At 36.1% G+C, this 23,288-nt stretch carries 28 protein-coding genes; 23 read left to right on the top strand and 5 right to left on the bottom strand.

Going from position 1 to position 23,288, the window contains the following annotated elements; all coding sequences use genetic code 11:
* Positions 1 to 410 precede the first annotated feature (410 nt).
* The 7 genes from cyoE to BN990_RS12190 all read left to right on the top strand — a co-directional run bounded on the left by cyoE (position 411) and on the right by BN990_RS12190 (position 6,967).
* On the top strand, positions 411 to 1,355 hold the full coding sequence (gene cyoE / locus BN990_RS12220; protein ID WP_038244494.1) for a heme o synthase: 945 nt from the start codon (positions 411 to 413) through the stop codon (positions 1,353 to 1,355).
* 63 nt (positions 1,356 to 1,418) lie between these two features.
* Entirely contained in the window at positions 1,419 to 2,471 is a 1,053-nt protein-coding gene (coxB, locus tag BN990_RS12215) for a cytochrome c oxidase subunit II (protein WP_021291702.1), read from the top strand.
* 40 nt (positions 2,472 to 2,511) lie between these two features.
* Positions 2,512 to 4,365: a cytochrome c oxidase subunit I gene (ctaD, locus tag BN990_RS12210; RefSeq protein ID WP_021291701.1), complete on the top strand. Its 1,854-nt coding sequence runs from the start codon at positions 2,512 to 2,514 to the stop codon at positions 4,363 to 4,365.
* A gap of 1 nt (position 4,366) precedes the next feature.
* Entirely contained in the window at positions 4,367 to 4,990 is a 624-nt protein-coding gene (locus BN990_RS12205; RefSeq protein ID WP_021291700.1) for a cytochrome (ubi)quinol oxidase subunit III, read from the top strand.
* A 3-nt stretch (positions 4,991 to 4,993) separates the two neighbouring features.
* A complete protein-coding gene (gene ctaF / locus BN990_RS12200) occupies positions 4,994 to 5,308 on the top strand; it encodes a cytochrome c oxidase subunit IVB (RefSeq protein ID WP_021291699.1) in 315 nt (104 codons plus the stop codon).
* Positions 5,309 to 5,505: 197 nt separating this feature from the next.
* Entirely contained in the window at positions 5,506 to 6,414 is a 909-nt protein-coding gene (gene ctaG / locus BN990_RS12195; protein WP_021291698.1) for a cytochrome c oxidase assembly factor CtaG, read from the top strand.
* Between the two features lie 97 nt (positions 6,415 to 6,511).
* Positions 6,512 to 6,967 (top strand): DUF420 domain-containing protein, encoded by a 456-nt coding sequence (locus tag BN990_RS12190; RefSeq protein WP_021291697.1) that lies wholly within the window; start codon positions 6,512 to 6,514, stop codon positions 6,965 to 6,967.
* 32 nt (positions 6,968 to 6,999) lie between these two features.
* Here BN990_RS12190 and ytvI read toward each other — a convergent pair whose 3' ends face one another.
* The gene (ytvI, locus tag BN990_RS12185; protein ID WP_021291696.1) at positions 7,000 to 8,058 is read right to left on the bottom strand and encodes a sporulation integral membrane protein YtvI; all 1,059 of its coding nucleotides are present in this window, start codon (positions 8,056 to 8,058) and stop codon (positions 7,000 to 7,002) included.
* Between the two features lie 210 nt (positions 8,059 to 8,268).
* Positions 8,269 to 8,634 carry a YugN family protein gene (locus tag BN990_RS12180; RefSeq protein WP_021291695.1) on the bottom strand — a complete coding sequence of 122 codons (366 nt, stop codon included), beginning with the start codon at positions 8,632 to 8,634 and terminating at the stop codon, positions 8,269 to 8,271.
* 200 nt (positions 8,635 to 8,834) lie between these two features.
* On the opposite strand from BN990_RS12180, the gene BN990_RS12175 reads away from it, so the two are divergent.
* The 7 genes from BN990_RS12175 (at position 8,835) to coaD (ending at position 12,879) form a co-directional block, all read left to right on the top strand.
* Complete coding sequence (locus BN990_RS12175; RefSeq protein WP_021291694.1) at positions 8,835 to 9,902, top strand: CAP domain-containing protein; 1,068 nt, start codon at positions 8,835 to 8,837, stop codon at positions 9,900 to 9,902.
* A gap of 60 nt (positions 9,903 to 9,962) precedes the next feature.
* The gene (ylbD, locus tag BN990_RS12170) at positions 9,963 to 10,418 is read left to right on the top strand and encodes a YlbD family protein (RefSeq protein WP_234447091.1); all 456 of its coding nucleotides are present in this window, start codon (positions 9,963 to 9,965) and stop codon (positions 10,416 to 10,418) included.
* A gap of 11 nt (positions 10,419 to 10,429) precedes the next feature.
* Complete coding sequence (locus tag BN990_RS12165) at positions 10,430 to 10,663, top strand: YlbE-like family protein (RefSeq protein WP_021291692.1); 234 nt, start codon at positions 10,430 to 10,432, stop codon at positions 10,661 to 10,663.
* Positions 10,664 to 10,714: 51 nt separating this feature from the next.
* Positions 10,715 to 11,152, top strand: a complete 438-nt coding sequence (locus tag BN990_RS12160) for a YlbF family regulator (protein WP_021291691.1) — start codon at positions 10,715 to 10,717, stop codon at positions 11,150 to 11,152.
* A gap of 37 nt (positions 11,153 to 11,189) precedes the next feature.
* Positions 11,190 to 11,465, top strand: a complete 276-nt coding sequence (locus tag BN990_RS12155) for a YlbG family protein (protein WP_038244490.1) — start codon at positions 11,190 to 11,192, stop codon at positions 11,463 to 11,465.
* A gap of 352 nt (positions 11,466 to 11,817) precedes the next feature.
* Positions 11,818 to 12,378 (top strand): 16S rRNA (guanine(966)-N(2))-methyltransferase RsmD, encoded by a 561-nt coding sequence (rsmD, locus tag BN990_RS12150; protein WP_021291689.1) that lies wholly within the window; start codon positions 11,818 to 11,820, stop codon positions 12,376 to 12,378.
* Positions 12,379 to 12,393: 15 nt separating this feature from the next.
* Positions 12,394 to 12,879 carry a pantetheine-phosphate adenylyltransferase gene (gene coaD, locus BN990_RS12145; RefSeq protein WP_031335607.1) on the top strand — a complete coding sequence of 162 codons (486 nt, stop codon included), beginning with the start codon at positions 12,394 to 12,396 and terminating at the stop codon, positions 12,877 to 12,879.
* Positions 12,880 to 12,911: 32 nt separating this feature from the next.
* Here the strand turns inward: coaD and ylbJ are convergent, their stop codons facing one another.
* The gene (gene ylbJ, locus BN990_RS12140; RefSeq protein ID WP_021291687.1) at positions 12,912 to 14,117 is read right to left on the bottom strand and encodes a sporulation integral membrane protein YlbJ; all 1,206 of its coding nucleotides are present in this window, start codon (positions 14,115 to 14,117) and stop codon (positions 12,912 to 12,914) included.
* A 188-nt stretch (positions 14,118 to 14,305) separates the two neighbouring features.
* Between ylbJ and BN990_RS12135 the strand changes: the two genes are divergently transcribed.
* Positions 14,306 to 15,316, top strand: a complete 1,011-nt coding sequence (locus tag BN990_RS12135) for a SepM family pheromone-processing serine protease (RefSeq protein WP_038244486.1) — start codon at positions 14,306 to 14,308, stop codon at positions 15,314 to 15,316.
* A gap of 33 nt (positions 15,317 to 15,349) precedes the next feature.
* Here the strand turns inward: BN990_RS12135 and BN990_RS12130 are convergent, their stop codons facing one another.
* Complete coding sequence (locus tag BN990_RS12130; protein WP_021291685.1) at positions 15,350 to 16,564, bottom strand: nucleotidyltransferase; 1,215 nt, start codon at positions 16,562 to 16,564, stop codon at positions 15,350 to 15,352.
* Between the two features lie 211 nt (positions 16,565 to 16,775).
* On the opposite strand from BN990_RS12130, the gene BN990_RS12125 reads away from it, so the two are divergent.
* The 3 genes from BN990_RS12125 to BN990_RS12115 all read left to right on the top strand — a co-directional run bounded on the left by BN990_RS12125 (position 16,776) and on the right by BN990_RS12115 (position 18,255).
* On the top strand, positions 16,776 to 17,306 hold the full coding sequence (locus BN990_RS12125) for a YceD family protein (protein WP_021291684.1): 531 nt from the start codon (positions 16,776 to 16,778) through the stop codon (positions 17,304 to 17,306).
* Positions 17,307 to 17,348: 42 nt separating this feature from the next.
* Positions 17,349 to 17,522 carry a 50S ribosomal protein L32 gene (rpmF, locus tag BN990_RS12120; RefSeq protein WP_021291683.1) on the top strand — a complete coding sequence of 58 codons (174 nt, stop codon included), beginning with the start codon at positions 17,349 to 17,351 and terminating at the stop codon, positions 17,520 to 17,522.
* A 238-nt stretch (positions 17,523 to 17,760) separates the two neighbouring features.
* Entirely contained in the window at positions 17,761 to 18,255 is a 495-nt protein-coding gene (locus tag BN990_RS12115) for an RsfA family transcriptional regulator (RefSeq protein ID WP_038244484.1), read from the top strand.
* 230 nt (positions 18,256 to 18,485) lie between these two features.
* Here BN990_RS12115 and BN990_RS12110 read toward each other — a convergent pair whose 3' ends face one another.
* Positions 18,486 to 18,968, bottom strand: coding sequence for an N-acetyltransferase (locus BN990_RS12110; protein WP_021291681.1), 483 nt, complete (start codon positions 18,966 to 18,968; stop codon positions 18,486 to 18,488).
* A gap of 143 nt (positions 18,969 to 19,111) precedes the next feature.
* On the opposite strand from BN990_RS12110, the gene BN990_RS12105 reads away from it, so the two are divergent.
* From BN990_RS12105 to ftsL, 5 genes are all read left to right on the top strand, one after another.
* The gene (locus BN990_RS12105; protein WP_021291680.1) at positions 19,112 to 19,492 is read left to right on the top strand and encodes a DUF3397 domain-containing protein; all 381 of its coding nucleotides are present in this window, start codon (positions 19,112 to 19,114) and stop codon (positions 19,490 to 19,492) included.
* Positions 19,493 to 19,572: 80 nt separating this feature from the next.
* Positions 19,573 to 21,201: a bacillithiol biosynthesis cysteine-adding enzyme BshC gene (gene bshC / locus BN990_RS12100; protein ID WP_232620903.1), complete on the top strand. Its 1,629-nt coding sequence runs from the start codon at positions 19,573 to 19,575 to the stop codon at positions 21,199 to 21,201.
* Positions 21,202 to 21,397: 196 nt separating this feature from the next.
* On the top strand, positions 21,398 to 21,829 hold the full coding sequence (gene mraZ, locus BN990_RS12095; RefSeq protein WP_021291678.1) for a division/cell wall cluster transcriptional repressor MraZ: 432 nt from the start codon (positions 21,398 to 21,400) through the stop codon (positions 21,827 to 21,829).
* Positions 21,830 to 21,915: 86 nt separating this feature from the next.
* Positions 21,916 to 22,893, top strand: coding sequence for a 16S rRNA (cytosine(1402)-N(4))-methyltransferase RsmH (gene rsmH, locus BN990_RS12090; protein WP_038244478.1), 978 nt, complete (start codon positions 21,916 to 21,918; stop codon positions 22,891 to 22,893).
* The gene (gene ftsL / locus BN990_RS12085) at positions 22,893 to 23,267 is read left to right on the top strand and encodes a cell division protein FtsL (RefSeq protein WP_021291676.1); all 375 of its coding nucleotides are present in this window, start codon (positions 22,893 to 22,895) and stop codon (positions 23,265 to 23,267) included. Before rsmH ends, ftsL begins: the two co-directional genes overlap by 1 nt.
* Positions 23,268 to 23,288: the final 21 nt, after the last annotated feature.

Raw genomic sequence — 23,288 nt, 5'->3', positions numbered from 1 at the left:
TACCTAACAAAAAGCAATGGGATGTCCTCAAAATAGATTGAGTTGACACACAATTGTTATAGTATCATGTTTTCATTGCATTTTCACTATGGAAATACAAAAAACGCTTGCATTGTTCCCTGTTGTTTGCTAGAAATAGTGTAGAGACTTTGCATTGATGTGTTTTCGAATAACTACTACATACATAATGGATGAAAAAATTGTAATCATTTTGATTTTGTGACAATTAATTCACAAAATCGTCACAAAAAGAAATAGGAATTACAGTAAAATAAAACTGAGTAGTTATTAGATTGTAAAACAATTCCATGATACAATGAACGCTGGGGATACTTTGAAAAGGTTTTATTTTTAATAGGTATACCTTTGTCTTATTATGCCTTGGAGGTATTTGAAGGGGGGATATAAGCATGGATAAAGTAGAAACAGCTACTTCTCAAGTAGTCGGTAATGCGAATGTTGCTGATGAACAACGGTCAGCTTCTCTGTTAACAGATATAAAATCATTGATAAAAGTAGGAATTATAAACTCTAATTTAATTACTGTATTTGCAGGGTTTTGGCTTGCATTATACTTTACTGGTTCATCGTTTGTAGCTAATATTGGAACATTTGCATTAACGATGGTTGGAAGCGCTCTTGTTATTGCTGGCGGCTGTATGTTAAATAATTGGTATGATGCCGATATAGACCCAATCATGACAAGGACAAAATCACGTCCTACTGTTACTGGTACGATCTCGCTTCAAACCGTTTTGACACTTGGCATATTAATATCTGTGCTAGGATTTGGTCTATTACTATTCACATCTGTACAAGCGGCATTATTTGCCTTTATGGGCTGGTTTGTATATGTCGTTTTATATACGATGTGGTCGAAAAGAAAGTATACGCTTAACACCGCAATTGGAAGTTTTTCTGGAGCAGCACCGCCATTAATTGGTTGGTCAGCCGTCGAGCCTAATTTTCATATTGTTCCGTTTATATTATTTCTAGTTATGTTTATTTGGCAAACACCTCATTTCCTTGCATTAGCCATGCGGAAAAGTAAAGAATATAAAGCAGCAGGTATACCAATGCTACCAGTAGTACATGGTTTTGAATTTACAAAGCGACAAATTGTAGTATATATCGCTTGTTTATTGCCTTTGCCATTTTATTTGGCATCACTAGGTACTACTTTTGTTGTCATAGCTTCCATACTAAATGTTGGATGGCTGATAATAGGGCTTAGCGGCTTTTTTATGAAAAATGATTTGAAATGGGCAAATTTCATATTTATCTATTCCTTAAACTACCTAACGATCTTTTTCTTAATGATGGTAGTAGTTACATGGAATACAACATTTAGTTAACTTATGTCCTTAATTAAATTTAAATATAAGGAGCATCAAGAAAAGAAAGAGAGGTATGGATACATGAAAGGTTGGATGGGAAAAGTCAAATCTGTATTCCTTTTAAGTTTACTTGCGCTAGTCTTAGCTGGTTGCGGTAAGGAAAACTTAACTGCCTTTGTACCTAAAGGGTATGGTGCAGAGTCTTCCATGAATTTAATCATTTTATCTTCACTTATTATGTTGTTTGTTTTTATTATCGTATTTTTGGTTTACGTTATTACCCTTGTCCGTTTTCGCAAGAAGAAAGGACAAGAAGATTTCGTTCCAAAGCAGGTAGAAGGTAATAAAACACTTGAAACAGTATGGACAGTAATTCCAATTATATTAGTACTTGTCCTTGCAGTACCAACAGTTGCTGCTACATTTGATTTGGCAGATGAATCTGGGGCAAAAGACGGTATTAATATCGACGTCACTGGTAACCAATATTGGTGGCACTTCAGTTATGCAGGTGAAGAAATTCAAACAAGTCAGGATTTATACATTCCAACAGGAGAAAAAGTTTACTTAAACATGCAATCATCTGATGTGATCCATTCATTATGGGTTCCAAGTATTTCTGGTAAGATGGATGTCAGTCCTGAAAATGAAAACACCATGTATATTGAGGCAAATGAAGAAGGGGTTTATTGGGGAAAATGTGCAGAGCTATGTGGTCCTTCACATTCTCTAATGGATTTCAAAGTGGTAGCAGTTAGCCCAGAGGAGTATGAACAATGGGTGGAAGAAATGAAAAAGGTTGATCCAGAAGCTCAACCACAAGATGCTGTAGCCCAAGATGGTAAAGCAGCATTTGAAGAAAATAATTGTATGAGTTGTCACGCAATTGGATCATCACCTGCAGCAGTTGGACCCAACTTAACTAATTTTGGAGATCGCTCGAAAATCGCAGGTATATTAGAACCTACGAAAGAAAACTTAGTTCAATGGATTAGAGATCCTGAATCCATTAAGCCCGGAAATAAGATGACGGGGAATTATCCTGAGCTATCTGAAGAAGAAGCAAGTAATATCGCAGAGTATTTGCTGCAATTGCAGCCATCTGAGATAACACCAGAGAGTGCAGGTAACTAATAAACTAAAGGGTGGAAGATGTAAAAGGGAGGTTTGAAATTTGAGTATTGCAGCTGCTCAAAAAAAGGGCTTCGGAGCTTTCATTTGGGATTACTTAACCACGGTTGACCACAAAAAAATAGCGCATTTGTATTTAGTTGGTGGTGGTTTTTTCTTCCTACTTGGTGGTTTGGAAGCAATGTTTATTCGTATTCAACTTATTAAACCTGAAAATGATTTTTTAAGTGCAGGTTTATACAATGAAATGATTACCATGCATGGTACAACGATGATATTTCTGGCAGCCATGCCGCTATTAATTGGTTTAATGAATGCCATCATGCCATTACAAATTGGGGCTCGTGATGTAGCGTTTCCATTTTTGAATTCACTTGGCTTTTGGTTATTTATGTTTGGAGGAATTTTACTAAATTGTAGTTGGTTCTTAGGAGGAGCACCTGATGCAGGGTGGACGTCTTATACACCATTGTCTACACAATCTCCAGGTCATGGAGTTGACTTTTATGTTCTAGGTCTACAGATTTCAGGGGCAGGTACCCTCATGGGGGGCATAAACTTCTTAGTAACGATTGTTACAATGCGTGCACCAGGTATGACCTATATGCGCATGCCGCTATTCACCTGGACAACATTTGTTACAAGTGTACTCATCCTTTTCGCGTTTCCAGCTTTAACTGTTGGATTGTTCTTATTAATGTTTGATCGGATGTTCGGCTCTGCATTTTTTGATGTGGCATTAGGTGGTAACGCCGTTATCTGGCAGCATTTATTCTGGATATTCGGTCACCCAGAAGTATACATACTGATCTTACCTGCATTTGGGGTATTCAGTGATATCTTATCAACCTTCTCTAAAAAACGTTTATTCGGATACACAGCAATGGTATTTGCAACCATTCTAATTGCGTTTTTAGGATTTATGGTATGGGCGCACCATATGTTTACCGTGGGATTAGGGCCTGTCGCCAATGCAATTTTCGCCATTGCAACAATGGCCATTGCCGTACCAACGGGTATTAAAATATTTAACTGGTTAGCAACCATGTGGGGCGGAAGTATAACGATAAATTCAGCAATGCTTTGGTCGCTAGCATTCATTCCTTCCTTTACTATAGGTGGAATGACAGGGGTAATGCTTGCTTCAGCAGTTGCCGATTATCAGTATCACGATACGTATTTCGTTGTTGCGCATTTCCATTATGTCATTGTAGGTGGGGTTGTATTTGGTATCCTAGCAGCGCTTCATTATTGGTGGCCAAAACTTTTTGGGAAAATTCTTAATGAAGCAATGGGTAAATGGGCATTCTGGTTATTCTTTATTGGATTCCATTTAACGTTCTTTATTCAACATTTCCTAGGTTTAATGGGGATGCCACGTCGTTATTGGGTATTCTTAGAAGACCAAGGGCTTGATACCGGTAACTTGGTTAGTACGATTGGCGCTCTACTAATGGGTCTAGGTGGTTTAATCTTTGTTATTAATATTATTTATACGGCATTTAAAGGAGAGAATGCATCTGGAGATCCTTGGGATGGTCGTACGTTAGAATGGGCGATTCCTTCACCACCTCCATTCTATAACTTTAAACAGACGCCACTTGTTCGTGGTTTAGATCCATTATGGATTGAGAAAACAGAAGGAAAAGGTGAAATGACTGGTGCTGAACCGATTGGTGATATCCACATGCCAGATGGATCGATTTTACCATTTATTATGTCGATTGGTTTCTTTATCGCTGGTTTCGGGTTTATTTATCAAACGGATCAAAAAGCATGGTTACTGGCAGTATTTGCTGGAATGGGGATAGCACTACTATGTATGCTTATTCGCTCATTAAAAGATTACCATGGCTATCATATCACCAAAGAAGAACTAGAAAGGGAGGCTGACTAAGATGAGTCACGATCATTCCTTAAATCCAGAAACAATGCCTCAAGAACCAGAAAAAGCTACCCTGGAAGGCAAGAATAAATTTCTTGGGTTATGGTTTTTCTTAGGCGGTGAAACAGTCCTATTCGCAAGCTTATTCGGTACCTATCTCGCGCTTAGGAATTCAACCGCAAATGGTCCAACTGCACAAGATTTATTTGGACTTGAGCTTGTTTTCATCATGACAATGTTACTTTTAACTAGTTCATTGACCAGTGTATATGCAATGTATCATATGAAGAACAACGATTTTAAAAAGATGCAATTATGGCTAGGAATAACTGCTTTCCTTGGTATAGGTTTCTTAGCCTGTGAGATCTATGAATTTTATCACTATATCCATGAATATGAATTCACTTTTCGATCATCCGCATTTGGTTCAGCTTTCTATACACTAGTTGGCTTCCACGGTGGACACGTGGCATTCGGGTTAAGCTGGTTAATTGCTATTATGGTAAGAAATGCAAAACGAGGATTAAATCTTTACAATGCACCTAAATACTACACATTTAGTTTATACTGGCACTTCATCGATGTGGTATGGGTATTTATCTTTACAGTCGTATATCTAATGGGAAAGGTGGGTTAATTCATGCCGGATAACACCAATACCAACTCATTTCAAAAGCAGAAAAATAAAGATGAAATGAAGAAACAATTAATTTCGTTTGCTTTAATGATTGGTTTTACCATTATTGCATTCGCGATTGTAGCTGCAGAAGTAATGGATAAAATGTTTGCTGTACCTTTACTGCTAGTACTGGCGGTAGTGCAAGTAGCATTTCAATTTTATTATTTTATGCATATGAAAGATCGGGGACATGAGTTTCCTGCTATGATGATTTACGGTGGTGTTTGGGCAGCTGTATTAACAATAGCGGCCCTTGTAGCTATCGTATGGTGGTAGATAGAATAAAGAAAGGTCGGGGGCATTGATTTCCCGACCTTTTTAAATGGTTTTTGGAAGGGATTAGCGGTTCAGTTACCGAATCTATATTCATATTTGTTGCTTTGTTTCTAAAAGTCGTCACATTATACACGTGTGTTATTGTTTCTTATAAGTTATAATGGTGGGGACAATCCTTTGATTTGAGGTGAATCGAGATGTGGTTAGAGTTGCAGATCTTTGGGTTTCGTGGGTTATGGAGTCCATACTTTCTATTATTTATCATCGGATTAAGTGTTGCCTATTTTCTAATAACAGGACCATATCGGCATAAATTTGGCGGAACAGATAAGCCAACAAATAAACAACAGGTAATGTTCTATACAGGGATGGTTCTTCTTTACGCAGTCAAAGGGTCGCCAATTGATTTATTATCCCATATCATGTTGTCGGCACATATGATTCAAATGGCGATTTATTACTTAGTTTTTCCGATATTATTAATTCAAGGTATTCCTGTTTGGATTTGGAAAAAGGTGATTTACGCACCAATTATTCAACCAATATTTAAATTAGTTACAAAACCATTAATTTCATTATTATTATTTAATGCATTATTTTCTATTTACCATATTCCTGCCGTATTCGATTTTGCAAAATCAAACACGGTGGCACATACATCGATTTCTTTAACTATTCTAATCACCGCGTTTATTGTATGGTGGCCAATTTTATCACCAATTAAAGAGCTAGATACAATGCGGCCGCTTGTCAAAATTGGTTATATCTTTGCAAATGGTGTATTAATTACACCTGCATGTGTTCTAATCATCTTTGCAGACCATCCGTTATTTGCTGCTTATAGCCAAGACGGTGCATGGTTACAAGCCTTAGCTTTGTGTGTACCTGGAGAAGTTCTACAAGGAATTTCTTTTAGTATATCAGGACCAGAAATGTTCTCACCAATGAGTACACTGGAAGATCAGCAACTAGGTGGAATTATTATGAAAATTATGCAGGAAATAACATATGGGATTTTGTTGGGAAGAATATTCTTTAAGTGGTTTAATAACGAAAGTTTGAAAGTCGATCCATTACCAAAAGATGTACAGCATGAACTTCGCTAAAGAAAAAATTCCCGTTTTTCTTTACATAAACGGGAATTTTTTCTATGAAGTGTAATTGCATTTTTGTTACTATGCTATAGAGAAGGGAGTTAGCAAGATGCCTATCTTACCATCAATCAGTACATTCTTTATTGTACTAAGTGGTATCTTAGTAGCTATCGGGTGGCGTTATATTGTAAAAGGTAATGCCAAAAAACATAAGAAGACAATGATAGCTGCTGCTATTAGTGCTTTGATCTTTTTTATCATTTATGTATCACGCACGATTTTTATTGGTAATACTAGTTTTGGAGGACCTGATGATTTAAAAATATACTATACCATTTTTCTAATCTTTCATATCACATTAGCAACAACGGGTGCTATTTTTGGAATTGTAACGTTAACGTTAGCTTTTAAGCGAAAAATTAGGATACATAGAAAGATTGGGCCAGTAACTAGTATCATTTGGTTTTTTACAGCAGCAACGGGTACCGTTGTTTACCTTCTTTTATATATTTTGTATGAGGGTGGAGAAACAACGAGTTTAATTAAAGCGATACTAGGAACATAATAAAAGGGTTGGAGTTCAAAACTCCAACCCTTTTATATTTTAACGTTCCAAGTAATAATACCTGCTTCTTTTGCAGAATTAAATGCGATAACTAATAATGGACCAAGAATGAAACCAAACAGTCCTAATAACTTTAGACCGATAAACATGGATATTAGTGTCGCTAATGGGGATAACCCAATGTGTTGCCCCATTACCTTTGGTTCAACAGTTCGTCTGATCGCTAATAAGATAATAGCCAGTACTGCTAATTGTATCCCCATGTTCGTATCTCCTGCTAAAAACATAAAAATAGACCATGGTCCGAGAATTGCTATGGAGCCAATTATTGGGATGAGGTCAACAATCCAAATAATCAGTGACATAATAATGGCAACTTCAGGTGCAATGAAGAAAAGTCCAATTAGGGTCACGGCTAATATTATTAAGCTTACTAGGAACTGAGCCTTAAAGAATCCGAGAAATACACTTGTCAGTCTTGCATTCATAAAGGAAACTTTTTCGGCTGTTTCTTTTGTCATTAAGTGGTACATCTTTGCTTTAAGTATTGGTAATTCAAGCATAAATAAGAATAAAGCAATTAAATAGACGATGAAGCTAATCAAGTATTGAGGCACTTTTGCAAATACTTGAGCAATATTTTCTAATGTAATGGTTTCTTGAGCAGTTCTACTAAGAGCATTGAGATTTGATTCAATACTATTGGATACTTGGTCGACAAATTCTTTGGGTAAGTTATCCGTATATTGTTGAATATCTGATTCCCAATTTTCATAGATACGATTTAATTCATTAAAATGGGAAGGAACATCTTCAACAAAATTGACAACTTGTGTTACTGCCCTAGTAACTGTAAATGTCCCAGCTACTGCTAAAACTACAAGAAAAAGTAAAAAAACAATCGTTACCGATATTTTACGATTTAATCTCAGTTTTCGCTGCATCATCCGTACAATTGGATTTAGGAAAAGGGCTGTAAAAAAAGCAACGATTAATGGGATTGAAATCGGTAAAATAAAGATGAAAAGCAGGATGGCAATGATACATAATAAGATGATGGTCCAATGGCGTTTTGTAATATTACGAAACAACGTATTACGATGGCTCCTTTCCTCATAAACAAACAGATTCATATACTATACAAAATATAGCATTTCTTTACTTATTTGAACAGAATTACGGATGCGATAGATAATAGAGGGGTAATCTATATTGGACTCATAACCGTGCAACCATAAGAAAAATCATGATAAGTGTAAAAAACCGGCTACTTTTTCCATGGAAGTAGTCGGCTATCGTATTCAAGCATTAAATTGATCGATTTCTGTTTTTACTTTGCTAACTAAATCATTTGCCCGTTCTACTAAGTTCTCCGGGAATATTTCTTCTTCTCCATATTCTACACCATGTGGGTAGTAGTGTTTCCCTAACAATGGGGTCATTAATTTAATGACTGCGTTTCCACGATCAACATCGCCTTCAATTGCATATCCTTGGATCCGGATATAGTATGTAATGTTTTTTTCTTTCGAGTCCATTCGATAATCATACGTAACACGTTCATAATCCCATTGCCCAGCCCGAATAAATGCGTGTTTTGCAGTTAAATGGTCCAGTGGTTTTAAATCAATAACCTTGTCTTCTAATCCAGTATTTTCTAATCTCATTTTATCCACCTCACCTAAAGAGTCCTCATTATCTTATATTAGTATGAATTCCAAAAACTTGCAATCGAAAAGGCTACCAAAGTGTATTGTTTGCTGTGCTACTTTATTTTTATTATGATACGTATAAATAATAGAGAAGATAGCATTGTTTATCTATGTTTTGCATATACATACGATAAAAACGATAAGGAGACCAAGTGATGCGATTTATTCGAAATCTAATTCTTTTATCTCTAGTAGCAGTCGTAGGATTTTATTTTTTGGAACGAAATGATGTGTCTCCAGAAGCTACCATTGAATCCATTAGTCAGACTGTAAAAGAGAAGAAACAAATGCTTGAATCAAAAGTTGTTCCAGAACGAGAGGAAGAAGTGCCTTTAGAAGGGGAATTATTTCAATGGTTTGGAAAATCGTCCGATGACTTAGAACAACAGTTAGGAGATCCAAATAGAAAAGATCCCAGTGCATATGGATATACTTGGTGGGTTTATACAGATCAATCAGAACAATATGTACAATTTGGTGTACAGAACGGTGAAATAAAAACGATCTATGCTACAGGGAATCAATTAAATATGAAACCTGTATCCATTGGTGATTCATATGAAGAAATTGGTAAGGAGTTTTCATTTACGGAAGAAGTGAATTATCGAAATGGTCTGGCTTCTTATACATTCAAGCTGAAAGAAGAAGACCAAAATATGCGTCCACTTGTAAAAATATCAGATTCGATTTTTATGCAACTCTATTTCGATACATTTACAAATAAGTTATCCTCTGTACGTGTATTAGACGCTGATACACTATTAAAGCATCAGCCATATGAACTACAGTATCGTGGAGATATGCCGTCAAAACCAGATTTATCTAATGAAGAATGGCAGAAAGTTGAAGAGGGAATGGAAAAGCAGATTTTCGATATAACGAATGTTATGCGGAACCAGTATGAGAAAGACCAATTAAAATGGGAAGCATCCGTTGGCGAAGTTGCATTTTTGCATAGTAAGGACATGGAGAACAATAATTATTTCTCTCATTCAAGCCAGGATGGAAGAGGATTAAAGGAACGACTAGATGCAGGAGACGTTTCTTTTACTTCAGCTGGAGAAAATATCGCGGCGCAGTATCCAGATGCTGCAGCTGCAATGGAAGGATGGCTTAATAGCGAAGGTCATCGGGAAGCATTGTTAAGCGATAAATTCACGCATTTGGGTGTGGGGGTATATCGGCTATATTATACACAGAATTTCCTAGCGAAGCCTTTTTAAGTAGATGGAGAGGAAAAGCTTACCACATAAAAAACGTGGTAAGCTTTTTTCACATCTATCATGATGGAACATAAAATGAATAGTACAGATGACCATATAAAAGAGGTGATGAGGATGAATGATACGAACTTGCATCCTTCAGTTAGTGAATTTAAACAGTTTATTAATCAACATCCCAAGCTGATTAAGCATATTAGAAAAAATGGCAGGCCGTGGCAAGAAATGTATGAAAAATGGGTGTTATTAGGAGAGGACGACCCATATTGGGAATCATTTAAAAGCGATAGTGAAGACAACAAAGAAGAAAAGAAAGAAAGTAAAAAAGATAAAAACTCGGAACTGTTTAGTCAGTTAGTGAAAATGACGGAGTCCATGGATTTGGATAAATTTCAAAAACAAATGGATCAATTCAGCTCGTCATTAGGAACAATTCAAGAATTGATAGGGCAATTTCAAAAGACAAAAGAAAACAAACAACCCCCAATTAATGAACGCATGGGCTGGTTCCGTGATTAAGGAGATAAATAATGGATCGAATGTGTTATGAATATTTACAGCGTAACCCGGAATTAAAACAGTTTGTTCGACTAAATCCTGTATGGTATCGTTATTTATCCAGAGATCCAAGTCTAATACCTGAGATGAAAAAAGAAGCAAAACGGTATTATGGAAAGACATTTCCCCAACAAGTTGAAAAGGTGAATAACCAAGTGCAAATGATTGGAATGCTTATGCAGTTCGCTGGTGCGATGAAAGATTAGTTATTTCCAGATCTAACAAAAGATGATAAGATGAAAGTGGAGGTGTATAGGATGATAGCGACAATGGAGTATGTAGATATTCTAGATCGTTCTGAGGAATTAGGAAGAATGGTATTGGATTCAGACGTTATGGAAGCCTATAATCAATCCCAAAAAGAACTTAATCAGGACCCTAAAGCACAAGAGCTAATTCAAGCGTTTAGTGATATAAAAACTCATTATGAAGATGTACAGAGATTTGGCAGGTATCATCCGGATTACAATTCAATTATGAAAGAAGTACGCAAAGCGAAAAGAGAAATGGATATGAATGATAAAGTAGCTTCTTTCAAAATAGCTGAACGTAATCTGCAGCAATTATTGGATGAAATCAGTAATTATGTTGCACATAGTGTCAGCGAACAAATTAAAGCACCTAAAGACGGCGCAGCATTGACTGATAGTGGTTGTGGCTGTGGAAGCGGTGGAGGCTGTGGATGTGCCTCTTAAGTTAAAATCTTAATTGTTGTTAGTGAGGATAAATGATATGCGGACAAAACGTCAAGGAATTATCGTTTGGTTTCAACATATGAAGAATCTGAAACAAATTAAACGTTATGGTCATTACCTATATAGTTCAAAGAAAATGAAGTATGCTGTCTTGTATATTGATCAGGATCAGATAGAAGTGATAGAAGCTAAACTATTAAAGCTTTCTTTTGTTTCGAAAGTCGATCGTTCGTATAAGCCTTTTATAAGAATAGATTTTGAAAATGCGAAACCAGACAAGGCTAAACAATATGATTATAAGATGGGCATTTAATCGATAAAAGCTGCGATATCACTCGCAGCTTTTATCGTGTACATGAATTTTACTTAAAAAAAGAAAAAACCTGCAGAAATAAATTATCTACAGGTCCCTTTGTTTTCCTGTTAGAAAACAAAAAGGCAAAGGGAGAGGAGAAACCGGAAGAAGAACTTATGGGGAAGAGTAAGTCTTCTCCGTGTTTGAAACAGCTAAGCTAATATATTAGCTGTTACATTAACCTAGTATGTACGTTGAAAAGAAATTTATACGCTTTCAAATAATATTTTTCTGAAGAATAATTCTTATTTTAGTTTCTTAACTTTTGTGGTAGGATAAATGTCGAATAGTAGTTAATTGAGGTGGAGTTATGCGCATAATTGCAGGAGAGCATAAGGGGAGACAACTAAAGTCTGTCCCCGGAAAGATGACCAGACCAACTACTGATAAAGTAAAAGAGGCTGTTTTCCAAGTGATTGGCCCATTTTTTCAAGGTGGGATAGTTTTAGATCTTTTTGCAGGTAGTGGAGGGCTAGGAATAGAAGCTTTGAGTCGGGGAATGGACAAGGCAGTATTTGTAGATAAACAGCCAAAAGCGATACATACGATTTATGAGAATATTAAACAATTTGGACTCGAAGAGAGAGTGGAAGTATTTAGAGCGGACGCATATCGTGCGATGCAAGCTGCTGCTAAACGTAATCTACAATTTGATTTGGTTTTGCTTGATCCTCCCTATAAAAAAGTTCATTATGAAAACCTACTACATGAACTTATCAAGCTCGATCTATTGAAACCAGAAGCTAGGATCTATTGTGAGCATGATCTATCCGAAAAGCTACCAACAGATTTGAGAGAGCAACACTTAGAGATTGTTAAACAGTCGAATTATGGTGGAACGATAGGAATCACGATTTATAAAAAGAATTAGAAGGGAGCACTTATCTTGACCAGACTGGCAATATGTCCTGGGAGTTTTGACCCGGTGACTTATGGACACTTGGATATCATTCAACGAGGCGCAAAGATATTTGACCATGTGATTGTAGCTGTATTTAATAATCAATCGAAATCACCTTTATTTACGGTAGAAGAACGAATTGATTTATTGGAAAAGTGTACTACTGATTTACCAAATGTTACGATTGATTCTTCTAATGGTTTATTGATGGATTATGCCAAATCGAAAAACGCCCAAGCAGTTATTCGGGGGCTTCGGGCTGTAAGTGATTTTGAATATGAAATGCAAATAACATCGATGAACCGAAAGTTAAATAAAGATATTGAAACCTTTTTTATGATGACCAATAACCAGTATTCGTTTCTAAGTTCGAGTATTGTGAAGGAGATCGCCAAATATCGTGGTAATGTAAGTGATCTAGTACCTGATGCAGTAGAAGCAGCACTAGAAAGGAAATTTAAACAGCTTTAAAGTAAAAGAGTCGAACAGACATTTTGTGTACTTCATCTAATGTCTGTTCTTTTTCTATAGGCAATAATTAGCGCTGCGCATAGAGATAGAATAGTTACCATAGGTCCTATTTCTGCTAATTGATTCAAAATTGTAACCCATAAACTATCACTTGTGCTTATCGATACTGGGATATCATTTGTATCAAAAGCTTGCTTATCTAAATACAATGGTTTGTAAAGAATGATTGTTAGAATGCTTGCAATAACACCATGAAGAATACGAGCAAAGAAGTAGGGAGCAAATCGTATATCCGTTTTTGCTAACACACTAGCAACCTGTGCTTGGACACTAAAACCATTAAACCCTAAAATAAAGCTAACAAGGATAGCTTGTATGAGTAATGTATCATTAACATGGGAAATGCTTTGTGCTCCAATTGTAATTTCAAATAGCCCGGAAAGTAATGGTAAAGCAAAGTCAGGGGACATTGAAAATAGCTGTAAAAGCTGTTCAAAGAAGATGCCGATAATAGAAGATAGTCCTACTAAAAAGAACAGTTTCGTTAAAACTGAAAATAAAACAATGAATCCTCCTACGGTTACTAGTGTTTTAACCGAATTAATCACTGAATCGCCTAAGATCTCGCCCAGTGGGCGTTTATCGCCTAACCTGGTTTGATGCATTTCGTGAAAAGCGGCAGTTAGCGACACTTTTCCTTTATGTTTTTTACTAAGCTTGTCTTGCTTTCTACCATAAAATCGCATGCATATCCCAACGATTGCATTACTGATATAATGACAGGCAGCTAATAAAATTCCGAGTTTTGTATCATGAAAAAAACCGACGGAAATGGCTGCAAAAATAAACAAAGGACTAGAAGCATTTGTAAAGGATACAAGCCTTTCTGCCTCGATTTGAGATAACTGTTGTTCTTCTCTTAACCGACTAGCAATTTTAGCCCCAGTCGGATAACCGCTGGCCATCCCCATCATCCAGCCAAAACTGCCAACTCCTGGTAGGTTAAACAGCGGGCGCATGATTGGTTCAAATAACACACCAATAAACTTCACAACACCAAAACTGATTAAAAGTTCTGCGGTTATGAAAAAAGGCAATAACGAAGGGAAAACAACTTCCCACCAGATATTTAAGCCACGAATGCTTGCTTCCAGTGCTTGATCTGGAAATTTTATTAAGGAAAATGCAATAAATGCAGTAATACTAGAAAATAAAATGGTTTTTAGTATTTGTGTCAATGTTGCGCCTCCTAAATCATTAGCCTTACTCTGTACTTATTCGGATGATAGTAGTAGAATTGGAATATCGTTGTTAGGGCTTTCTTTAATAAATGTACAAGTCTATTTAAATATACGCACATACATATTAATTTTATGCCATACACTTTTTAAACAGGGATGTTAATGGTGGTAGTGGAGGGTAAGAAATGACAAAAAAAAATTTAGCTAGCTTGCTACTGGTAATCGTCGCTGTCTATTTTTTGGCAGTTTATCAGCTCCCGTATTATATTTATAAACCGGGCGGAGCAGATGCTCTAAACCCAATTGTCGAAGTTGAACAAGGTTATGACAGTAAGGGAGACATGCATCTCGTGACAGTCAGTGGTGGACAAGCTACGATTACGCAATACATATTAGCAAAGGTACTACCACATCATCAGGTAGTTCCAATAGAAGATGTATTCCCAGAAGGGGTTACGGATGATGAATATATGCATGTACAATTACAAATGATGGAAAATTCCCAAGAGGCTTCGACCGTTGTTGCTTACGAAGCAGCAGAAAAAGATATTACCATTGATTATAATGGAGTTTATGTTGTTTCTGTAGTGGAAGGAATGCCGGCTGAAGGCAAGCTTGCAATGGGTGACAGGATTAATGGTATTGATGGTAAAGAAATAAATGAAGCAGATGATTTAATAGAATATGTTGAAGGAAAGAAAGCAAATGATACCATTACCGTTGAATTTGTTAGAGATGATAAACAAATGACAGAAGAAATCGTCCTGAAAAAATTATCCGATTTAGGAAATAAACCAGGGATCGGAATTCAATTGGTAACCGACCGTGCTGTATCAGTGAATCCAGAGGTTCATTTTTCTAGCGGTAATATCGGAGGACCAAGTGCTGGCTTAATGTTTTCTTTAGAAATTTATGATCAATTAACAGAAGCGGATTTGACGCATGGATATGAAATTGCCGGTACTGGCGAAATTGACTATGATGGGAATGTACATCGAATTGGAGGAATTGATAAAAAGGTAGTAGCTGCCGATAAAGAAGGCGCAGATGTCTTTTTTGCTCCAAATGAAGAAGCTGGTGAAGAATCAAATTATCAAGTAGCTCGTAAGAAAGCAGAAGAAATTGATACCGATATGAAAATCGTTCCAATAAAAACATTTGACGATGCATTGCAATATTTACAGGATTTAAATTAAATAATAACAGGCCCTCCTTCTCTAGGGGGCCTGTTATTTCGTTTGTATTGGTGGATTTATTTCCTGTCTACGCAAGGTAATTTTATTTGTTGGTGGTAGAATGCTATAATAAGCATTACTTGCGCGTTCTTCGATTTCTAGCATCGGATGCATATGACGGCCGATTTTTTGAATAATTGGAACTTCCATCTGTTTCTTTTGTTGATGGATATAGGCTTGACCTGTTCTGTTAAAGCCAAGAATGCGTACATAAGGCAACTTTGATGGAGTGGATAAAATATCAATTTCCTTCTTTTTGGTATTGGTAAGAATATGTACAAACATGCGCTGTAATCTTGTCCAAGTATAACGCTTGGTTTTTAACTTCTCCATCCATTCGTTAAAGGAGCATACATTTCTGGCTGTTTTTTTAAGGCGATGTTCGAGCCCCTCATCAACTCCTTGAATCAGGGAAAGCTCTTGCAAGGATAATGTCAACACACGGTAATGAATATAAGAGAAATAATGATCCCAAGAATGCCATAACGATGCCTTGCTTTTATATTCCTCTATTTGCAATTTGGTAGCGTCAGGTATCGCATTCGTAATTGATGTTGTCAGTCTATTTTTATTTGAAAGTGTTTTTCGAATACTTGTTGCACTAGCGATCGTACCTGTTATGGATTGATCATGATAGCCACTTTGGCTTCGCTTGATGGTTAGAGGTGTAATTGACAAATTATAATCTAATATTGTCTTAACATAACTGAACCCTAGGATATTATTGGGTTTCGTCAAATCCATTTCTTCAGTGGAGATGTTGGTCTGCTGATAGGCTAAGCTGCTCGCTTCTGGAAATGACGCTCCATCTGCTAAATGACGCTTTAGTGTTTGTTGGTATTGATTTCGTTTTTCTTTAAAAAGGTGATAACTTCGAATAAAATGGGAAGTATCTCCAGATTCACTGCCAAAGCATAAACTTGTAATTCCAAGTTCTTTTAGTGTTAATATAGACCCTTTGGCAAATAAATCACTACTTTGCACCGCAAATGGATAAGGGAGTTCTACAACAATGTCAACCCCATTGCTAAGTGCCGCCTTTGTTCGAGAAAACTTATCAATAATAGCCGGTTCGCCGCGTTGTAAAAACGGACCGCTCATGACTGCAATTATACAGTCTGCCTGTGATGCTTTTTTTGCTTGCTCCACATGATATACATGACCATTATGGAACGGGTTATATTCAACTATTACTCCACATGCTTTCATTTCACCATCTCCCTGTAAGTATGTGTTTTATTGTAGCAGAAAGTTTAGACATTCGCATTATCAAGGTGTAGGATGACTATTGTAAAGAATTAAGGGAAGACTTTTTAAAGATAGAATGAAGTATTGATAAGGTTAAAATCTGTAAAGAAAATATGTTGACAAAAGACGTGTTTTCTTTTAAAATTACTCTTGTTGCCTTGAGGTGATTAAAATGAAATTTGCATTGGCTCAGTTGAAAAAAAGTGCTTACAATGAACCATTCACTTTTAATGAAAAAGTAGATGTTTCTGAACTGGAAAAAATGAATAATGATATTCGTCAGATTAAACCTGTGGACGTCTATGGACAGTGTTTTTTCCAAGGAGATAAAATTATCTTTTCCTTTCATATTACAGGAGAAATGATTCTCCCTTGTGCACGGACATTAGTAGATGTACCATATCCGTTTGATATACAAGCTGATGAAGTCTTTACGACATCATCCTTTATTACAAAAGAAGAGGCGGAAGATGAAATTCATCCAGTTGAGGGGGAAGTGCTTGACTTAGCCCCGCATATAAAGGAAAATGTTCTATTAGAGGTTCCGTATCGAGTATTTTCTAATGAAACAAATAACCAGCAGAATCCTCCTTCCGAAGGGGAAGGCTGGGAATTTATTTCGCAAGAAAAGAACGAAAAGACGATAGATAAGCGTTTTAAAAAATTGGAATCATTACTGAAAGATGACGAGACGGAAAAGTAATAACGCTCGGTTTTCTTATCTTCTATGAAGGAGGTGTAAGTCATGGCAGTACCTAAAAGAAGAACTTCTAAAAAAGTAAAAAATCAACGTCGTACTCATAAAAAATTACACGTACCTGGCATGGTAGAATGTTCAAATTGTGGGGAATTGACAAAACCACATCATGTATGTAAATCATGCGGACAATATGACGGGAAAGAAGTAGTAAGTAAGTAATTTGGAATAATTTAAAATTACGAGTAAACAGGTCACAGTAAGTGATCTGTTTTTATTTTTGTTAAAATATAGTTTGTCTATTTGCTGTAGGGAAAAACTAATAGTTGCTACTTGTATTGACGAAGAATGGGCATGAAAACGGCACGAAATTATTTAAAAATGAAAAAACTGTTAAAAATACATTCTATCACTCCTAGTTTTCGCATACATTGATAGCAAATGTATAAGGAGGGATGATATGAATGCAACGCGACAAGATGCCTGGACAAAGGATGAAGATATTTTACTTGCTGATACAGTCTTACGCTATATAAGAGACGGGAAGACACAATTAGAGGCCTTTAAAGAAGTAGCTAATAAGCTATCAAGAACTGCTGCTGCTTGTGGGTTTCGATGGAATGCTTCTATTCGCAAGCAATATCAGGATGCTATACAAACAGCGAAAGAAGAAAGAAAACAAGGAAATCGAAAAGATATTTGGAGTTTTTCTGAACCGCATGATCATGAAAGAGAAACAATAGAGACAGCTATTTTGTTATTGGAACGCATGAAGTCCAACTTTGGAATTACGAATGAAAATCATCTAAAAGCACATCAAGAGAAGACAGAACAATTAGAAAAAGAAAATGCCCAATTAAAGGAAGTATTGGCTCGTTATGAAAATGCCTGGGAAGAAATGGGGAAACTTTGGAACTGGGTAGAACCAGAAAAGGATTTACAAAAGTTGAAGTGAAAATAGAATGTGGAATTATTTATAGAACTTTTCTTCACGTTTATACATCCATTTACTAAATCAGTGTAAAGAAGACAATCTCTCGTATTTAAACACATCACTTTAAATAGGCAATTAGTGTCTATACTGTTAAGAGGGATGATTTTCTTTTAAAACAAAACCTTGCCTGTTAAAAAAAGACATGAATGCATTCACACATTCATGTCTTTAGTTGTATATGGACGCCATATTTAATTAGTGTGTTCTTGTTCTTTAACACCTTCAGGTAGCCAAATTAACGGATTTTCCCCTAAATCCCTTTCCATTTCGTAGTGAGCTTTTTGGAAGCCCATTTTTTCCCAAAAACCATGAGAATTAATGCGTGGATTTGTTTTAATTGGTATATTGTATCCTTTGGCAAAATCGACAAGTACTTTACCGTAGCCTTCCCCTTGATATTCAGGTAAGACTTCTAATTTCCACAGAGTTAAATAATCTTGGGCTGGCTCAAAGTAAAAATCGTATTTTTTGTTTATTTTATAAAGACTCATGCGGGCAATTAGACTGTCACCAATATAAATTCCGTAAAATGGTGAATCGTTTTGATTCTCGATCATATTGTTTTCAAGATCTTCAAGCATCGATAATTCTTGATTTCCATACTCCTTAAAATGTTTAAACTTTTCAAGTGTTTTATAATTGATCATGAGTTTTTCCACTTTCACAGCTTGCATAATAACTCCCCCTCGTATCTGTGGTGTATGGTTTTGTGAAATTATTTTTGCTTTTCTATATATTTATTATAATATAAAAAGAGGACAGATGAAATAAAAGAATGATAAAAGACCAATAATGGCATTTTTGTGGAGGGATTAGAATGGGGAATGGTCTTATCTATATTTTCGCATTTTTTATTACAGCTCCAATCGTAATTACATTTATTATTTATGTGATTGCTTATATGGCAAGCAATTACCGATTGAAAGCCTTCCATCATGCAGTAAATTGGACAACATGGTTATACATTATTTCCGTGATTGTTTTAACAAAAATGATCTTCGGAGTGCAAATGGTTGGTATCGTCATTGTATTATTGCTAATCATACTAGGTGCTATTATGTTTTCGCAATGGAAAATACAAACAGAAATCATACTGAGAAAAGCTTTGAAAATTATGTGGCGATTTTCTTTTTTATTGTTTGCATTTCTATATATTGGACTTATTTTGATTGGTGTTATTCAAAAGATAGTCAGTTAGCATTTGCTTATAAACAGATGACATGAAATTTTCGTTTTTTTTATGTACAATACATGAAGGACATTACATATAGAAGGAGCATGGGATCTATGCAGGTCGACCCTATCGTTTTGGAAAAACAAAACAAACTAGTAAAAGATTATCGAGATAATGCGGGGCAAATCACCGCTTTTTTTGACTATCCAATACCAAATAAGTTTTATCAGAGGTATCAAGATCTCAAAGAACGATGTTTTAAGCGAGAAGCGCTAAGCCAAGTACTACGTACGATTAATAAGCAGTGGGGTGCTCCGTCATCTACATATCATAATATCGATCGACTTGAAAGAGAAGATAGTGTTGTGGTTATTGGTGGACAGCAAGCTGGATTATTAACTGGTCCAATGTATACCATTAATAAAGTGATATCGATTATCCAACTTGCGAAAGAACAGGAAGAAAAATTGCAAGTTCCGGTGATTCCTGTTTTTTGGATTGCCGGAGAGGACCACGATTTTGAAGAAGTAAACCATGTATTTTTACCACATGAACAACAGATGAAAAAATTCAAGTTGCATGATCAAAATTGGGAAAAACGATCGTTGTCTGAAAAGGCAATCGATCACAACAAAATGGAAGAATGGCTCGACTCCTTGTTTGTTCAATTATCAGAAACAGATCATACGAAGGGTTTGCATGAACGAATTAAACAGTGTTTGTCTCAGTCTAATACCTATGTAGATTTCTTTGCAACGTTAATTTATCAACTATTTCCTGATCATGGATTAGTATTGATCGACTCAGGAAACCATCTCGTGCGTAAACTAGAAAGCGAGTATTTTATTCAATTAATCGAAAATCAACCCAAAATTAGTGAAGGGGTATGCAATGCGTTAATGGGTTTAGATCAATATGGTTATTCAGTATCGTTAGAAGTTGAAAAATCAGATGCGCATCTATTCTTTCATAAAGATAATGAACGAATCCTACTCCGACGAACAGCAGATGGACAGTGGCAGGGAAAACAAAATGAAGTGCTATTATCGACAGAGGAAATAATCTCAGTTGCCAAAGAAAATCCAGAGAGTTTAAGTAATAATGTAGTAACAAGGCCAGTAATGCAAGAGTTAGTCTTCCCCACTCTAGCTTTCATTGGTGGTCCGGGTGAGATAAGTTATTGGTCTGCTTTAAAACCAGCTTTTCATGCACTGGAAATAAATATGCCACCAGTATTACCACGTCTTTCCTTTACTATTATTGAGCGGCAAGTGGAAAAGTTATTAAAGGAATATCATATTTCTGCCCACTATGCAATCAACTATGGGACAATGGATGAGAAAAAGCAGTGGTTTGAAGAAAAGAATCAACCTGCCGTTGACAAAGTAGCGCAGCAAGTTAAAAAAGCTGTTGAAGAAGCACATGTACCGTTAAAAGAATTGGCTAAAGGCATGGGTAATGATTTAGGTGATTTAGCTGATAAAAACTTATATTACTTGAAAGATACGATAAACTTTTTAGAAGATCGGTTGATAAAAGCGTTAGAAGAAGAGCATTCAGAAGAGTTAGCAGCATTTAATTCCTTACACTGTACACTACAACCAGAAGATGGGTTGCAAGAACGAATATGGAATCCACTACCTTGGCTAAATCGTTATGGTTTAGAGGTCATAAAAGAAATTACTGATCACTCTTTCCCACTTGAGAATGAACACTATGCTATTTATTTGTAATAATAGGGATAATCCCCCACTTTCATTTTATTTTATAAATTAAAGCCGTTATACCTTGGTATAACGGCTTTTTTTGTTTGTTTTAAATTAGTGCTTAATGGTTAATTTTATGGCAGAAATAAATAAATTTAAAAAACTAGTGGTGAATAGTGGGGCAATGTGGTAATATAGATTGTACGAAGGTGGGGCGGACTATATGTTCATGGGTGAATACCAACATAACATTGATACTAAAGGTAGAATCATTGTCCCTTCTAAGTTCCGTGAAGAGCTTGGAGAAAACTTTGTTGTGACTCGTGGACTGGATAAATGTCTGTTTGCTTATCCAATGGAAGAATGGAAATTATTGGAAGAAAAGTTAAAAAAACTCCCACTTACAAAAAAAGATGCAAGAGCTTTTACACGGTTTTTCTTCTCTGGAGCTATTGAATGTGAAATAGACAAACAGGGCAGGATAAACATTCCACAAACTTTACGAAACTATGCTGCTTTAGAAAAGGAATGTGTCGTGATTGGAGTATCAAATCGAATTGAAATTTGGTCCAATGAAAATTGGGAAACGTATTTTTCTGACTCAGAGGAATCATTCACAGAAATTGCTGAAAACCTCATGGACTTTGACATTTAAGTGATGAATTTTCATTTCAACTCAGATTACCGATTATGGATAACAAATGCAATCAAAAGCGGCAAGGGTAGAAATGGGTGTATGACATGTTTGAACATTATAGTGTCTTAAAAGAAGAGACGATTAAAGGGCTGAATATTCAACCGAACGGTATATATATTGACTGTACGGTTGGTGGAGGCGGTCATTCTGAAGCAATCGCATCACAATTAGGTGAGAATGGGTTATTGATTGCTTTTGATCAAGACCTAGCAGCTTTAGAGGCGGCAAAACATCGATTAGCTGCTTACCAAGATCGCATTTTATTTATTCATTCCAACTTTAGCCAACTTGAAGAAGCATTGACTAAACAACAAATTAAACATATTGACGGTATTTTATTTGATTTAGGCGTATCTTCTCCTCAATTGGATAGAGGAGAGAGAGGTTTTAGCTATCAACATGATGCGAAGCTTGATATGCGAATGGATCAAACAAAAGACTTAGATGCATATCAAATCGTAAACCATTGGGAATATAACGACTTAGTGAAAATTTTCTTTCGTTATGGTGAAGAAAAGTTTTCAAAGCAAATCGCCAGGAAAATTGAAGCATTCCGTAAAAACAAACCAATTCAGACAACACATGAGTTAGTAGAAATTATTAAAGAAAGTATACCTGCGCCAGCAAGACGAAAAGGCGGACATCCTGCGAAGCGCATCTTTCAGGCGATACGAATTGCTGTTAATGATGAACTAGGTGTTTTTAATGAAGCTCTTCATCAAGCAGCACGATCGATTGCTGTTGGAGGAAGAATTACGGTAATAACCTTTCATTCTTTGGAGGACAGGCTATGCAAACAAGCCTTTAAGAAATGGAGTACTCCGAAAGAGACACCAAGGAATTTGCCTATTTTGCCTAAAGAAAATCAAGCACCATTTCGTCTAATTACAAGAAAACCAATTGTTGCAAACGATGAGGAGTTAGAAGAGAATCGTAGATCACGGTCTGCAAAGCTGCGTATCATTGAAAAAGTGACGGACTGGAACGAACAATTTACGTATGAGGAAGGGTGGAGAAAATAATGAGTGCAAATCATGCAAGAACTTGGGAACCGACAAAACCGCAGCAAACGCCAAGCCAAGAACAATCTACAACTGTAAGGGTTCATAGACAGGGGTGGATAACGAAAGGAGAAAAATTAATATATTCCATTGTAGCAGTCTGTATTATTATAGCAGGTATATACATGGTTTCTTTTTCTTCGTCAACGGACACGGTAAATCGTGAAATGCAGCAATTAGAAACTCAAGTAAACACACAAAAATCAGTCAATGAACAGTTAAGCTTTGAAAAAAAAGAATTAAGCCGTCCTGAACGTATAACAAAAATCGCAAAAGAAAATGGGTTGAAAATCCAAGATGCTAAAGTAAAACAAGCACACGAGATGAACAACTAAATAACTAATTACTCAAGGAGA

The sequence above is a fragment of the Virgibacillus salexigens genome (genome assembly GCF_000723585.1).
GTDB lineage: Bacteria > Bacillota > Bacilli > Bacillales > Amphibacillaceae > Virgibacillus > Virgibacillus salexigens.
This window is presented reverse-complemented; position numbering and strand designations above follow the sequence as displayed.

Bases quoted from the DNA above. Each gene is read 5' to 3' on its own strand.
- cyoE (WP_038244494.1), top strand. From the start codon at position 411: ATGGATAAAGTAGAAACAGCTACTTCTCAAGTAGTCGGTAATGCGAAT.
- coxB (WP_021291702.1), top strand. From the start codon at position 1,419: ATGAAAGGTTGGATGGGAAAAGTCAAATCTGTATTCCTTTTAAGTTTA.
- BN990_RS12205 (WP_021291700.1), top strand. From the start codon at position 4,367: ATGAGTCACGATCATTCCTTAAATCCAGAAACAATGCCTCAAGAACCA.
- ctaF (WP_021291699.1), top strand. From the start codon at position 4,994: ATGCCGGATAACACCAATACCAACTCATTTCAAAAGCAGAAAAATAAA.
- ctaG (WP_021291698.1), top strand. From the start codon at position 5,506: ATGTGGTTAGAGTTGCAGATCTTTGGGTTTCGTGGGTTATGGAGTCCA.
- BN990_RS12190 (WP_021291697.1), top strand. From the start codon at position 6,512: ATGCCTATCTTACCATCAATCAGTACATTCTTTATTGTACTAAGTGGT.
- BN990_RS12180 (WP_021291695.1), bottom strand. From the start codon at position 8,634: ATGAGATTAGAAAATACTGGATTAGAAGACAAGGTTATTGATTTAAAA.
- BN990_RS12175 (WP_021291694.1), top strand. From the start codon at position 8,835: ATGCGATTTATTCGAAATCTAATTCTTTTATCTCTAGTAGCAGTCGTA.
- ylbD (WP_234447091.1), top strand. From the start codon at position 9,963: ATGATGGAACATAAAATGAATAGTACAGATGACCATATAAAAGAGGTG.
- BN990_RS12165 (WP_021291692.1), top strand. From the start codon at position 10,430: ATGGATCGAATGTGTTATGAATATTTACAGCGTAACCCGGAATTAAAA.
- BN990_RS12160 (WP_021291691.1), top strand. From the start codon at position 10,715: ATGATAGCGACAATGGAGTATGTAGATATTCTAGATCGTTCTGAGGAA.
- BN990_RS12155 (WP_038244490.1), top strand. From the start codon at position 11,190: ATGCGGACAAAACGTCAAGGAATTATCGTTTGGTTTCAACATATGAAG.
- rsmD (WP_021291689.1), top strand. From the start codon at position 11,818: ATGCGCATAATTGCAGGAGAGCATAAGGGGAGACAACTAAAGTCTGTC.
- BN990_RS12135 (WP_038244486.1), top strand. From the start codon at position 14,306: ATGACAAAAAAAAATTTAGCTAGCTTGCTACTGGTAATCGTCGCTGTC.
- BN990_RS12130 (WP_021291685.1), bottom strand. From the start codon at position 16,564: ATGAAAGCATGTGGAGTAATAGTTGAATATAACCCGTTCCATAATGGT.
- BN990_RS12125 (WP_021291684.1), top strand. From the start codon at position 16,776: ATGAAATTTGCATTGGCTCAGTTGAAAAAAAGTGCTTACAATGAACCA.
- rpmF (WP_021291683.1), top strand. From the start codon at position 17,349: ATGGCAGTACCTAAAAGAAGAACTTCTAAAAAAGTAAAAAATCAACGT.
- BN990_RS12115 (WP_038244484.1), top strand. From the start codon at position 17,761: ATGAATGCAACGCGACAAGATGCCTGGACAAAGGATGAAGATATTTTA.
- BN990_RS12110 (WP_021291681.1), bottom strand. From the start codon at position 18,968: ATGCAAGCTGTGAAAGTGGAAAAACTCATGATCAATTATAAAACACTT.
- BN990_RS12105 (WP_021291680.1), top strand. From the start codon at position 19,112: ATGGGGAATGGTCTTATCTATATTTTCGCATTTTTTATTACAGCTCCA.
- bshC (WP_232620903.1), top strand. From the start codon at position 19,573: ATGGGATCTATGCAGGTCGACCCTATCGTTTTGGAAAAACAAAACAAA.
- mraZ (WP_021291678.1), top strand. From the start codon at position 21,398: ATGTTCATGGGTGAATACCAACATAACATTGATACTAAAGGTAGAATC.
- rsmH (WP_038244478.1), top strand. From the start codon at position 21,916: ATGTTTGAACATTATAGTGTCTTAAAAGAAGAGACGATTAAAGGGCTG.
- ftsL (WP_021291676.1), top strand. From the start codon at position 22,893: ATGAGTGCAAATCATGCAAGAACTTGGGAACCGACAAAACCGCAGCAA.